Source organism: Colwellia sp. MB3u-41, assembly GCF_014076845.1.
GTDB lineage: Bacteria > Pseudomonadota > Gammaproteobacteria > Enterobacterales > Alteromonadaceae > Colwellia_A.
Map to the genome: position 1 here is coordinate 182,587 of NZ_JACGUT010000082.1, position 14,362 is coordinate 196,948.

General features: G+C 38.1%; 10 protein-coding genes and 1 pseudogene. 1 reads left to right on the top strand and 10 read right to left on the bottom strand.

The genetic code is table 11. From position 1 onward, the window contains the following. Window positions 1-40 precede the first annotated feature (40 nt). From H4J73_RS14600 to rlmD, 6 genes and pseudogenes are all read right to left on the bottom strand, one after another. Complete coding sequence (locus H4J73_RS14600; RefSeq protein ID WP_182177653.1) at window positions 41-844, bottom strand: enoyl-CoA hydratase-related protein; 804 nt, start codon at window positions 842-844, stop codon at window positions 41-43. A gap of 2 nt (window positions 845-846) precedes the next feature. Next, entirely contained in the window at window positions 847-1,689 is an 843-nt protein-coding gene (mazG, locus tag H4J73_RS14605; protein WP_182177054.1) for a nucleoside triphosphate pyrophosphohydrolase, read from the bottom strand. Between the two features lie 18 nt (window positions 1,690-1,707). Continuing rightward, entirely contained in the window at window positions 1,708-2,256 is a 549-nt protein-coding gene (locus H4J73_RS14610; RefSeq protein ID WP_182177055.1) for a hypothetical protein, read from the bottom strand. 37 nt (window positions 2,257-2,293) lie between these two features. Continuing rightward, window positions 2,294-2,434: pseudogene (gene mazG / locus H4J73_RS14615) on the bottom strand (nucleoside triphosphate pyrophosphohydrolase); the annotation flags it as partial. Window positions 2,435-2,469: 35 nt separating this feature from the next. Then, on the bottom strand, window positions 2,470-4,677 hold the full coding sequence (relA, locus tag H4J73_RS14620; RefSeq protein ID WP_182177057.1) for a GTP diphosphokinase: 2,208 nt from the start codon (window positions 4,675-4,677) through the stop codon (window positions 2,470-2,472). Between the two features lie 40 nt (window positions 4,678-4,717). After that, entirely contained in the window at window positions 4,718-6,040 is a 1,323-nt protein-coding gene (gene rlmD / locus H4J73_RS14625; RefSeq protein WP_182177058.1) for a 23S rRNA (uracil(1939)-C(5))-methyltransferase RlmD, read from the bottom strand. Window positions 6,041-6,136: 96 nt separating this feature from the next. Between rlmD and barA the strand changes: the two genes are divergently transcribed. Then, on the top strand, window positions 6,137-8,965 hold the full coding sequence (barA, locus tag H4J73_RS14630) for a two-component sensor histidine kinase BarA (RefSeq protein ID WP_182223639.1): 2,829 nt from the start codon (window positions 6,137-6,139) through the stop codon (window positions 8,963-8,965). A gap of 93 nt (window positions 8,966-9,058) precedes the next feature. Here the strand turns inward: barA and H4J73_RS14635 are convergent, their stop codons facing one another. From H4J73_RS14635 to acs, 4 genes are all read right to left on the bottom strand, one after another. Further along, complete coding sequence (locus H4J73_RS14635; protein WP_182177060.1) at window positions 9,059-9,535, bottom strand: thioredoxin family protein; 477 nt, start codon at window positions 9,533-9,535, stop codon at window positions 9,059-9,061. Window positions 9,536-9,590: 55 nt separating this feature from the next. Then, on the bottom strand, window positions 9,591-10,730 hold the full coding sequence (gene tyrA, locus H4J73_RS14640) for a bifunctional chorismate mutase/prephenate dehydrogenase (protein ID WP_182177061.1): 1,140 nt from the start codon (window positions 10,728-10,730) through the stop codon (window positions 9,591-9,593). A 44-nt stretch (window positions 10,731-10,774) separates the two neighbouring features. After that, the gene (locus H4J73_RS14645) at window positions 10,775-11,872 is read right to left on the bottom strand and encodes a 3-deoxy-7-phosphoheptulonate synthase (protein WP_182177062.1); all 1,098 of its coding nucleotides are present in this window, start codon (window positions 11,870-11,872) and stop codon (window positions 10,775-10,777) included. Between the two features lie 337 nt (window positions 11,873-12,209). Beyond that, complete coding sequence (acs, locus tag H4J73_RS14650) at window positions 12,210-14,156, bottom strand: acetate--CoA ligase (RefSeq protein ID WP_182223638.1); 1,947 nt, start codon at window positions 14,154-14,156, stop codon at window positions 12,210-12,212. Window positions 14,157-14,362 lie beyond the last annotated feature (206 nt).

The window sequence follows — 14,362 nt, forward strand, 5'->3', positions numbered from 1 at the left end:
CTCAGGATGCTCTTTATCTGGCATCCTGGTTTCATCATACTTACTTAGCCAGTTTTTCCAGCATGACATTTACCGCGTCTAAATGTTCTGGGTTGTTATGACACATCCCTTGGAATACTGCACAAATATCTAGAAAATCAGGTAAATCGGTACGCTGTGCCATTTTCATCAATCGCTTAGTTAAGCGCATTGAAGCGGTTGGTTTACTGGCTATATCCGTCGCTAAGGCTCGCACTGTTTCCATTAATAATTCAGGTTCAACAACATTGAGCACAACGCCCAATTCTTTTGCCTCTTCGGCATCTATAATACGTCCTGTAAAGGTGAGTTCAGCGGCCTTTTGATAACCGATAGCGCGTTGCATAAACCACGCACCACCATCACCAGGGATGAGCCCTAAATTAGCAAATGTTTCTCCAAACTTTGCTTTGGTTGAAGCAATACGGATGTCACACATATTAGCCACATCAAAACCTGCACCGATTGCTGCACCATTAATAGCCGCAATAATAGGCACTTCACATTTGTGTAAAGCAAGAGGGATTCGTTGAATACCTTGGCGGTAACGCGCTTCAAGTTCTTGAACATCGCCAGCAAAATCTCCACCACGCTCGGCCATATCTTTAATATTTCCGCCTGAAGAAAACGCGGAGCCCGCACCGGTAATAATCAAAACTGCCACATTAGCGTTTTTATTCACCCAATTAACGGTTTCAACAATATCATCCGCAATTGCTGTACTGGTTAACGCATTACGTACGTCATGACGATTAAACGTTAACGTAACAATATTATTGTCTAGGGCGAGTATGCAGTCTGATAATTGGGGAAGCTTTTCTTTCATCACTATTTCTCTTTAAGGTATTTCAGTGTTGACTTTTTTTCATCGCGCTTCACTTGTTGCCAGTATGCTTCTAGCGTTTCGAGTGAGTGCTGTTCAAATATTATGCCTGAGTCTTGTACCTGCTTTTCAACACCATGAAATCGTGTAGTAAATTTCTGATTTGCTTGGCGTAATAGCTGTTCTGGGTCTTGCTTGGCATGACGACAAAGGTTAACAACCGCAAACATTAAATCACCGAGCTCTTCAGCCAATGCCTCGGGGTTATTCTGTTCAATCTCAACCTTAACCTCCTCAACTTCTTCCGCGACTTTAGCAAATACGTCTTCAATATTATGCCAATCAAACCCTGCATGAGCACAACGTTTTTGAATTTTAGCCGCTTGGCTCAGTGCGGGTAAATTTCTTGGAATATCCGCAAGAATACTGACGGTTTCGTTGGCATTTTTTTGTTGTCTTTCTTGCGCTTTTTCATCTTCCCAATTTGCATTTATATCAGCATCAGAAACTAACTTTTTATCGCCAAAAACATGTGGGTGACGGCGGATCAATTTTTCACAAATGGCAGCGACCACACTGTCGAAATCAAATTGCTTCTGCTCTTGACCGAGTTGACTATAAAAAATAATTTGAAATAATAAATCACCTAATTCTTTTTCTAACTCAGAGAAGTCTTGCTGCTCAACAGCGTCAATTACTGCATCAGCTACTTCATAAGCTTCTTCGATGGTATGAGGAACTATCGAGGCAAAGTCTTGCTTAATGTCCCACGGACACCCTCTTTCTGGGTCGCGAAGTTGTGTCATAATCCAACGGAGTTTTTCGATTGAAGATTTGTCATTTAACATTTTTAATGTCCACCATAATTAATGTGAAGAGGTCTGCCACTCAATTTTAGTAACCTTGTCGTCTGGGATAGTAAATATCATTGGTGCCACTCCTACATCTTCGTTAGCTACCATATAGATATAATTGAAGCCTTCTATCCTGCTTGGCTTACCCAATTGACGTATTAATTCATCTTCCCCATTACAAGTAATCGAACTAAAGCTTAAGCTCTCACCACAACCTGTTAAATTAAACTTTTGAAACAGCTTACGAGTAACTATTTCACTACCGTCATCATATTTGTCGTAATCATAAACATAAAATTGTATAGAAATTTCGTCATATTTTAGAGTGATGTTTTTATCTAATCGCTTATATGTTTCATTTCGTATTGGATTTTCTATAATTTCATTTGGGGTTCCGTTTTTATTAACAACATCATCATAATGCTTACCCCATGAATATAGAGTTTTATAATAGAAATCCGATGGTGGTGAACCTTCCCTAAAGGTTTTTCCCCACTTGGTAGCTCCCATCAAAAGAATACTGATGCAAATAACCATGAACAAATGTAATAATACTTTCACTTAATATCCTTATTAATAATTAACTCATTAACCGTGGAACCTTGCATTCCTCTTCAATGGTGTGGGGAACTATCGAAGCAAAGTCTTGCTTAATATCCCACGGACACCCTGTTTCTGCGTCGCGTAACGCTGATATAATCCAGCGAAGTTTATTCATTGAAGCTTGTTCAGTTAACATATTTATACGTTTTCCATAAGGTAGATAAAATAAAGCTAAAGTCTTTTAACCTCTAATACATCGTCGAGTTGCAGTAATTTTCCAATTAAACGACCTAATATTTCATTGTTTGGAATTTCGATATTTAATAACATAGCGACTGTTTGTTTACTGGCATCAGAACGACTTTCCATGCCGACAATACTGACACGTTCATTTGAGACAATCGTAGAAATATCACGGACTAACCCTTGACGATCACTTGCGATAACTTTAACCGTTGCAAGGTAATTCTGTTGACTCTGCTCACCCCATTGCACTTCTACTTGACGCTCAGGTTGCTGATTTAATGCATTAGCGAATTGGTCACAATCGTTGCGATGTACCGAAATACCTCTTCCTTGGGTAATAAAACCCGCAATATCGTCACCGGGCACTGGATGACAACATTTTGCCATGTGTGTTAACAAATTACCGACACCCGATACGGTTATACCATTGGCGTCAGCTTTAAATTTTTGCTGAGTTTGTTGAGGTTTTACTAAGCTTTGTGGGTCAAGTTCAACAGGGGGTTTATTTCTTTCTTCATGATATTGCAAATGATTAATCACTTGCTGCAAGCGAGCATTACCTGAGCCTATTGCGGCATATAAATCATCAACGGTTTTAATATTAAAACGTTGGCTTGCTAGCATTAAGTCTGCATCTGATAAATCAAGTTTAGATAATTCGCCATCTAACTGCTCTTTACCTGAGGCAATGTGTTTGTCACGGTCAAGAAGCTTAAAGAAATGCTGAATTTTCGATCTTGTTCTTGGTGCATGAGTATAATGCAGATTAGGGTTTAACCAATCTCGACTTGGGTTGGGTGTTTTACTGGTTAGTACTTCAACTTGATCACCTGTTTTTAAACGATAAGTAAAAGGCACAATTCGACCAGAAACTTTAGCACCTATACAACAATGACCAACATTTGAATGAATATAATACGCAAAATCTAACGGAGTAGCCCCTGCTGGCAAATCAATTACATCACCATTTGGCGTGAATACATAAATACGGTCTTCAAAGACTTGGCTACGTAACTCATCCAACAAGTCACCGCTTTCGCTTACATCATCTTGCCATTGTAATATTTTTCTTAACCAACTCACTTTTTCATCAAAACCCGTTTTTCTATCGGTATTTTTCCCCCCTGCACTGCCTTCTTTATAACGCCAATGGGCAGCGACCCCCATTTCTGCATCATCATGCATTTGCTGAGTTCTAATTTGAACTTCTACTGATTTACCCTCAGGACCTAAAACGACCGTATGAATCGATTGATAACCATTAGGTTTTGGCGTCGCGACATAGTCATCAAATTCATTAGGCAAATGCTGCCAACTTGTATGAACTATGCCTAATGCGCCATAACAGTCTTGTAATTTATCAACAACAACTCTTACCGCTCTAACATCAAAGAGTTCTTCAAAATCAAGTGACTTTTGTTGCATTTTTTTCCAAATGCTAAAAATATGTTTAGGCCGGCCATAGACGTCACCCAAGATATTTAAATCTTTTAATTGCCCGCTAAGGTTGCTAACAAAATCAGCCATGTATTGTTCTCGGTCAAGGCGTTTTTCATCTAATTGTTGGGCAATATCTTTATATACGTTTGGATGGAGGTAGCGAAAAGATATATCTTCAAGCTCCCATTTTAATTGCCCTATGCCTAACCTATTAGCCAGTGGCGCATAAATGTTGGCTGTTTCTTTGGCAGCTAAAACACGTGTTTCTTCATCCGCATTTTTTACCAGTCGCAAGTAGCAAACTCGCTCAGCAAGTTTAATCACAACCGCACGTACATCATCGACCATCGCAACTAACATTTTACGGATGTTGTCAACTTGGTTTGCAGACACTTGATTTGACTGGCCTTGCTGCAGGGTCTTTATTGCCTGCATTTGGCTAACACCATTACATAAGTTGAGTATTTTTTTAGAAAAATTTTCTTCAATGTATTCCAATGAAATACATTGATATTCATATAAGGGGAGTAAAAAAGCAGCACACAATGAATCACGGTCAAGATTCAAGCTGGCAAGAATCTCGACCATTTCTAAAGACTTAGTCTGACACTCTTGCTGCTCTACGCAGAACTCACTCACTTGCTGCCAAAGCTTCTCGAGTGCTAGGTTTTTTTGGTCACTAAGTTCTAATGAGCTTAACCATTGCTCAAAATTTATTTCTGAAATTTGATGAGATTTACGTACCGACACCATAAAAATAACCTACTAAATTTTAGAGAAACAAAATGAATACCTACTTTACAAACAATACCATAGTCTCAATATGCTTTGTTTGAGAAAACATATCCATTAAAGATATTTTTTCAATACGATAACCTTGTGCTATTAATAACTCACTATCTTTAGCTAACGTTGCGGGATCACAACTTACATATAAAACGGTTGGAATATTTACATGAGTCAATTGTTGCAGCGCTTCATATGCACCTGCTCGAGCAGGGTCTAATAGCAGTTTAGTGTATTTTTTGTTGACCCAAGTTTCGTCCTTCCAATCGCTATTTAGGTCTGCTTGATAAAACTCACAATTAGTTAAACCATTTTGCAAAGCGTTTTTATGCGCATTAGTGACCATAAGCGCGACGCCTTCAATACCGACAACTTGCGCGACACGTTTTGCGATAGGTAAGCTAAAGTTTCCTAAACCACAAAATAAATCTAGCACAATGTCTTGCTCAGTTAACTGCAACCAATCAATAGCTTGAGTTATCATACTTTTATTTACGTCGTGATTAACCTGAATAAAGTTATCACTACTAAAAGAGATAGCAATATTGTTATCTAAAACATACTGTAAATTTTCTGAAATCGATTCATCTAACGAAATTATCTCTTTACCAAAATCAAACCGCACATCACAACACAAATCATCACTGAATGTTTGCCAGTGCTGTTTATCTTGCTGGGTTAGCTTGTCAAGTTGACGCACCACAACGGTCACTCTTTCTGTCGCAATAACCTCTATATGACCAATAGCATTTTTACCAGACAGTTTTTTTAGCAAGACTTTAAGGGGTGAAAAAATATTATTTAATGGCTGAATAAGTACAGGACAATTTTTAATATTAATTAAATGATTACTACCACGCTGCCTAAAGCCAATAGTTGCTTGCCCAACTTTATTGTACTGCACGCCAATACGAGCCTTTCGTCGATAATGCCAAGATTGACTGATTATAGGTACTTGCCAAGGCAATAATTGCTCATGATTGTTGCGCGAAAATAAGTCACTGACTTTTTGCTGTTTGAAGTCAAGTTGAGCGGCGGGTGACAAATGCTGTAAATCACAACCTCCACAACTGAGAAAGTGTTGACACTTCGCCGCTATACGCTCTTCATTGGGAACGATTACCGCGGTTAGCTTGCCACGGCTATATTTGTTTTTTTGCTCAATAACCTTCACCTGAACCACTTCATCAGGTAACGCACCATCAATAAATATAGGCTTTTTATTGTATTGACCAACGCCGCAGCCGTTAATATCAAGGCGTGTTATTGTAATTTTTACTTCTTGCCCTAATTCTTGTTTTTTAACTGTTGCTTTAAAAAAGTTGGCCATGACGAAATATACCTGTTAAGTGCTATAAATTTATATGACGATATGCCATGATAAGGTTATTCAAAGTCATGATTTTACACTAAAGTTCAGCAAATAATGCATAAAATAAGTCTGAAAGATTGGGTAATTTTACTTACCATAGTGCCAACCACGCTGATCGCTTTCTCGATCGCCAGCTATTTTTCCTATAGCCGGTATGATGAATTGAATAATTTTTTAACGCAGCGCTCACAAAGTATTATTGAACCCCTAGCGATTGCCAGCACTTTGCCCATGTTGAACAAAGATCGTGTGCAACTTCGTAATTTGATGAACTTCACCCATCGTAGTCAATCGTCTATTATCAAAAGTATTGCTGTTTTCACCAAAGATAACCAAGTTTTTGTTACCAGCTCTTATCACGGTGATGCTAATTTGTTGCGTCTTAAAGCCGGGCAAGTTATTCCTGATGGTACAATTTTTTCGAAAACGGGTGATGATTTTATTTTTCATAGTCCTATAGTTAATGAAACCTTAATTAATGACGCGACGCGTTCCTTATCTCAAGATAATATTGGCTATATTGCTATGCAAGTTGATAGCAGTAAGATTCGGTTAAAGCAGCAAGACCAAATGATATTCTCCTTTCTTATTGTACTTTTCGGTACAGCTTTTAGTGCCTTTTTTTCTTATCGGCTTATTAAAAACTTTACTCGTCCAATAGGCGCTATGGTACAAGCTGTTGATCGAATTAGGGAAGGAAAGCTGGAAAGCCGAGTAACGGGACAATTGATTGGAGAGTTAAATTTTTTGAAAAATGGTGTCAATGCAATGGCCCAATCATTAGGAGATTATCAAGAAGAAATGCAAGGCAGTATTGACCAAGCGACTACCGATTTACGAGAAAGTTTAGAACAATTTGAAATACAAAACGTTGAACTTGATATTGCTAAACGAAAAGCACAAGAAGCCAATAAAGTTAAATCAGAATTTTTAGCTAATATGAGCCATGAACTTCGTACACCACTCAATGGCGTTATTGGTTTTACTCGCCAAGTATTAAAGACACCTTTAACCATTACTCAGCGTGACTACTTACAAACCATTGAGCGCTCGTCAGCTAACTTGCTGGCGATTATTAATGATATTTTAGATTTTTCGAAGTTAGACGCTGGAAAAATGGTGATTGAAAACATTCCTTTTTCAATGCGAGAAGCCGTTGAGGATACATTAACATTATTGGCACCTACCTCTCATAAAAAAAATATCGAGTTATCTTTACGTGTTAACCCGCAATTACCTGATGCGCTTATTGGTGATGCGATGAGAATTAAGCAGGTATTAATCAATCTAACCAGCAACGCAATGAAGTTCACCGACAAAGGCTCTGTTGATATAGATGTCGACAGCGAGCGTATTGAAAATAATATCGCTATTTTAAAAGTAACGATAAAAGATACAGGGATTGGCATGAGTAACGAGCAGCAAAAAACTATTTTTGACGCTTTTGGTCAAGCAGATAAGAGTGTTACTCGTCTTTATGGTGGCACGGGGCTTGGCTTGGTTATTTCTCAACGCTTGGTTAATGAAATGAACGGTAATATGGGCTTTTCCACAGAGCAAGGCCAAGGTTCAACCTTTTGGTTTACTTTCCGTTGTGAAGTTAACCCTATTTCTCTTGGTAATATTTTTGATAACCATGAGCTTTCTGGAAAAAGTGTGCTTTATTTTGAACCTCATACGCATAGTCGTATTGCGACCAGTGAAATTCTTACCGATTGGGACTTGGACGTTCATCCTGCTCAAAACTTAGCGCAAGTAAACGATTTGCTTAGCGAAAAGTCACACTTTGATTTTGCCCTTATTAGTCATGATATCACGCCAACAGCGTTAGTAGAGTTGAAGGAACTTATCGCAACACTTTCAACCAACGTGACTCAAATTCATTTAGCAATAAACAGTAACTCTCCTAATTTACAAGAAGCACTGATTGCGAGTGGGGCCAAAAGTTGTTTAAGTAAGCCTATCACACCAGAACGATTAAATAAGGTCTTACTCCCTCAAAACCACCTACTTGGTAACACTACATCAACCACTGAAGAAAATAAGATCCCTATAAAAATATTGGCAGTTGATGACAACGAAGCTAATTTAAAACTCATTAATGAACTTTTGCTTGAACAAGTTAACGAAGTAACCACCGTTTTAAACGGTCAAGAAGCCGTAAACATTTGTAAAAATGAAAAATTTTCAATGATATTTATGGATATTCAAATGCCAATAATGGACGGGATTTCAGCCCTAAAAAGTATTAAAGCGATGACGTTTAATGACAATACTCCCATCATTGCAGTAACGGCTCATGCCCTTAAAGAAGAAAAAGATAAACTGTTAAAGCTTGGCTTTGACTCTTACATGACTAAACCCATTGACGAAGCGATGCTGCGCCATTGTATTTATGAATATTGTGATTTAACACAGCCACCACATGTTACAACAATAAAAAATAACAGCCTAAATCGTACTCATTTACATAAAAACATAAATGAGACTAAAAAATCAACGATTGAGCCAGCACATAATAATAATAAAGTGATTGACTGGCCTTTAGCATTAAAGCGAGCAGGCAATAAAGAAGAGCTCGCCAAAGAAATGCTCAAAGGTTTAGTACAAAGCCTACCTGAAACTAAACTGAATATTTCTGAAGCGCTTACTTCACAAGATGTAGAACAATTAAAGATACTCATTCATAAGCTCAATGGTGCTTGTTGTTATTCAGGAGTACCAAGCCTAGGACGTGTCGTTCATCAGATTGAAACAGAGCTCAAAAGTGATGTCACCATTGATGATTTAGAGCCTGAATTTTTTGAGTTTTTTGAACATATCGATAATGTAATAAATCAAGCGCCTGAAATATTTAATCATTCAACAAAAAACAAGCACTAGATACACTTTATTATTATAGATAATCAGTTAATGATCATTAACTGATATAGCTTTAGCCATTTTTAGAACTTAGATAATTTACTGAATACTTGATCAAAGCAGTAACTGGGCAATATCTTGCACTAAACTTTTATTAGGTCTTTCAATGATCCGTCCTAATTCCTCTTTTTTAATTTCATCTCGGTAAATGATAATAGTGGGTGTGTATTTGATATTATTATTTATTGCCAAGTCCTGAGGATCTGTTTTTTGATAATCAAGCGCAATAAGTGTTACGTTAATATGCTTATTTGCTTTTAATAGTTTAAGTAATTTAGGCACTTCCCGCTCACTGTCATGGCACCAAGTCGCAAAATAAATATCTATTTTTAGCGTTTTAGGCCACTGAGCAATAAGTTCTTGCTCTTGCTCGCTGACTGAAAATGCCTCAAAATTTGTCTCAAATACGCTAAAATCGTTCAACAGTTTAGCTTCACTGACCACACCCAATGCAAAATCATCGGCTTGCGCTGATAACGATAATAGGCTAATAAAAGCGGTTGATAACATTGTTAATAATAATTTTTTCATAGCGACTCTTGTTGGTTTGTATCAGTATATACAAAACTGTAAACGTCAAAATCGTTTAGTGTTTCTTTAATTCGTTAGCTTTTAATAACATGGCTTTGCTTTCTTGTAAAAAGATATCGGCATAATCACCAAACCAATCAGATACTTGTGAAAACATAGTAACAAAAGCATCTTTATCACCCATTTCAACATCTTCTAACAGTTCTAAAAACCGATAAGCGAAACGTTTCATCATCGCGACATTATCGTGATTTGAAAAAATTATATCGGTATAAAGCACTGGGTCTTGTGCAAACAAACGCCCAACCATAATCAACTCTAGACGATAGATAGGCGAACTCATTTCAACAAGTTGTGAAATATCAGCTCCTTCTGTCATCAAATGATAGCCATAAGCGATCGTTGAAAAATGTCGCATCACTTGCACCATCGACATTGCCTGATCGTGTGCTAAAGCATCTACGGGGTAAATTTTTGCCCCCCAGACCTGAAATTGTTTCAGCAACCAATTATATTGTTCAGGTAAGCGCCCTTCACAAGTAATAATGGTTTGTTTAATTAGCCCTGAAACATCGGGTCCAAACATCGGGTGTAAGCCAACAACAGGCCCTTTATGAACTTTCATCATTTCATAAAGAGGCATTTCTTTTACACTGGTCACATCGGCTAAGATACATTTTTTTGATAAAAAAGATAATTTTTGGATAATCATTGATGTTAACCGAATAGGTACGGCAACAATAACAACGCCTGCTCCAGCAAGAATATTATCGCTATTTGACCAATCTTCCTGTTCGAGTATTTCTACCTGATAACCAGAGCGCTCAAATAAGTCGACAAATACTTTACCTAACTGACCACTACCACCAATAACAACAATTTTACCACACTCAATATTAACACATTGATAACCACTCGCATCTTGGCTAATGTAAGAGTCACTCATTAATCGCCTTAAAATATCTTCGATTAATTCAGGAGACACCCCTGCTTCCATCGCTTGTTGTCTGCGCATAGATAACAATTTAGCTTCCCGCTCAGGTGCATAAATAGGCATACCTACTTTGCTTTTAAGCGCTCCAACTTTGGTCGTGACTCTCCTGCGTTTTGCTAATAGCTCGACTAATTGAGTATCTATTTCATCAATTTCATTTCTCAGTTGATCTAACTGAGGAGCTATACTTTTATTATCCATTGGTTTACTCATTTACTTTTAGTGGCCGTTGCCTTCACTTCGGTTTACATTAAACGGTTTTTTAAGGCATCATTAAGTTTATTGGTCGCATTGGCTAGTAAAAGCGCGGTATCGTTAAAATCAATACATGCATCAGTGACTGAAATACCATATTTCAATGACTCTTTTGGACCACTCGTACTCTGGTTACCCGCATGAATATTACTTTCTAACATTATACCTATTATTGACTTATTACCTTCAACGATTTGATCAAAGACATTTTCTGCCACTAAGGGCTGACGGCGATAATCTTTGCTTGAGTTGCCATGTGAGCAATCAATAACGATACCAGGCTCTAAGCCATGAACACTCAATTCTTTCTCACACAACCCGACATTAACAGCATCATAATTAGGTTTTTTGCCACCCCGCAAAATAACATGGCCGTCAGGGTTGCCTGATGTTTTAATCAATGACACTTGCCCTTGACGATTAATCCCCATAAAACGATGTGGAGATGCTGCTGACTGCAAAGCATTAATAGCAACATCTAAACTACCATTCGTGCCATTTTTAAAGCCGATAGGCATAGAGAGCCCTGAAGCCATCTCCCTGTGTGTTTGTGACTCAGTTGTTCTAGCACCAATCGCTGACCAACTAAATAATTCAGCTAAATATTGGGGGCTAATAGGGTCAAGTGCTTCGGTCGCTAATGGCAGGCCTAACTCAGTTAAATAAATCAATAATTCTCGAGCTTTACGTAAACCGGTTTCAACATCAAAAGTGCCGTCCATATGCGGATCGTTTATCAACCCTTTCCAACCTACAGTCGTGCGGGGTTTTTCAAAATATACACGCATAACAATGTAAAGGTTATCTTGATGCTTATCGTGAAGCGTTTTTAATTTTTGTGCGTATTCTTTAGCAGCTTCAAGGTCATGTACTGAACAAGGGCCTGAAATGACTAATAAACGATGATCTTTTTTATGAATAATATTCGCGATAACTTTTCGGGCAGCTTTAACAAAATTCCGTCCGGTTTCTGATAAAGGTAATTCGTCTCTAAGCTGATCAGGTGTGATCAGTACATCTTCAGAATTAACGTGAATATCATTAAGTGTTTTCACATGAGAATTTTTACTTGATAAAGAGTGAGACATTGTATTTTCCATTTATCGCAAGATTATTTATTAAGGTAAATATAGAACAAAAGACTAAGTGTGACTTAGCAAAAGAAGGGAATGTAATAATATCTTTTTTGTTGGATTTGCATAATAATTTTACCGACTGTAATTATGTAAAGTTAAGTTTACTGTGCTTGTATAGAATATCTTACAGATTATTTTTTTGAAGGTACAGGTTTTTTAGTGTTTTTATTCTAGCTTATTTAATTTTTGTGCATAAAACCGCCTCTAATAGCTACCATAGCGTTCATCCGAAACATAAAAAGCGCCCTAAGGCGCTTTTTATGTTGACAGTAAAGACTACACTGATGGTTTAGCCAGTATGAACAATTCGGTTACTGATTAAATGATCAACTACCGCTGGGTCTGCTAATGTTGACGTATCACCAAGAGTATCAATATCATTTTCAGCAATTTTACGTAAGATACGACGCATAATTTTACCCGATCGTGTTTTTGGTAAACCCGGTGCAGACTGAATGTAATCAGGTTTGGCAAAACGACCTAGCTCTTTAGCAACAAATTCTGTTAAGTCTTTAAGCAATTCTGGAGACTCGCTCGCATTGCCCATTAAAGTCACGTAAGCATAAACGCCTTGCCCTTTAATCTCATGTGGATAACCCACAACAGCAGCTTCTGCAACAGCAGGATGAAGAACTAATGCACTTTCGATTTCAGCGGTGCCTAAGCGATGACCCGAAACGTTAAGTACATCATCAACACGCCCCGTTATCCAGTAGAACCCATCTTCATCACGACGCGCGCCATCACCAGTAAAATAATTACCTGGATATTGGCTTAAATAGGTTTGATAGAAACGGTCATGATCACCATAAACGGTACGTAGCTGACCAGGCCAACTGCCTGTTATCATTAACAAACCTTGATCAGCACCTTCGAGAGCATTACCTTCTTTATCAAACAATGCCGGCTGTACACCAAAAAATGGCTTACCGGCTGCACCCGGTTTCATATCAACGGCACCAGGTAATGAAGTAATTAAGATACCACCCGTTTCTGTTTGCCACCAAGTGTCAACAATTGGACAATTAGATTTACCGACAATTTCATAATACCAATGCCAAGCTTCAGGATTAATAGGTTCGCCAACAGTACCTAATATACGTAATGATGAAAGGTCTGATTGGTGAACTAAATCATCACCAACGCTCATTAAAGCCCGAATAGCGGTAGGTGCAGTGTAGAAGATATTCACTTTATGTTTTTCACAAACCTGCCAAAATCGTCCTGCATCAGGGTATGTTGGCACACCTTCAAAAACCAGTGTAGTGGCGCCATTAGCTAATGGGCCATAGAAAATATAAGAGTGGCCTGTGATCCAGCCAGCATCCGCGGTACACCAATAAATTTCACCATCTTTATAATCAAAAACATATTTATGGGTCATAGCAGCATAAAGAGAATACCCACCACAAGTATGTAAAACACCTTTTGGCGTACCTGTTGAGCCAGAGGTGTAAAGGATAAACAATGGATCTTCCGCATCCATCACTTCCGGCTCACAAACGGCTAATTGCTTGGCAACTTCGTCTTCATAATTAACATCAATCTTGTCATTCCAAGCAACATCACCACCTGTTCGGGCAACAACAATAACAGTATGTACATTAGGGCACTCTGCAACAGCGTCATCAACGTTTACTTTTAAAGGAATAACACGACCACCACGTAAACTTTCATCGGCGGTAATAACCACTTGGCAATCAGCATCAGCGACACGAGAACGAATGGCTTCAGTTGAAAAACCACCAAAGACAACAGAATGAACTGCGCCAATTCGAGCACACGCTAACATTGCATAACCAACTTCAGGGATCATCGGCATATATATACAAACACGATCACCTTTTTTAACACCTCGTGCTTTGAGTAAGTTTGCAAAACGGCAGACATGATCATGTAATTCTTGGTACGTAATTTTTTTGTCTTCGTTGGGATCATCGCCTTCCCAAATAATAGCCGTATCGTTTGCTTTAGTCGCTAAGTGACGGTCAATACAATTATAACTTACGTTTAATTTACCACCAGAAAACCACTTAATATCAGCCGTTTTCAAGTCAACATCACTGACACTGTCCCACGGTTTATACCAATCAAGAAATTTATCAGCTTGTTCAGCCCAGAATATGTCCGGTTGCTCAATTGATTGCTTATACATCGCATCATAAGTTGCACTATCGATATGCGTGTGTGCCTTGGCTTGCTCTAAAACTGGATAACAGCTTTTCAATTTTTTCATCTTGAGTCCTTCATTGCTGACTTGACGTTGCTAACATTATTATTACTTAAATGGTCTTAAAATCCATATAAGCGGTAATAGATTTTGAGTTTTACTTTTAAAACAGTGAACAACATCATATAGGAAGTTAATTAGTGCGACTACTCAACTAAAGTCGAATACGACTGATTAATTTCATATTAAGCTGGAAAAAATTATTGTCCTTG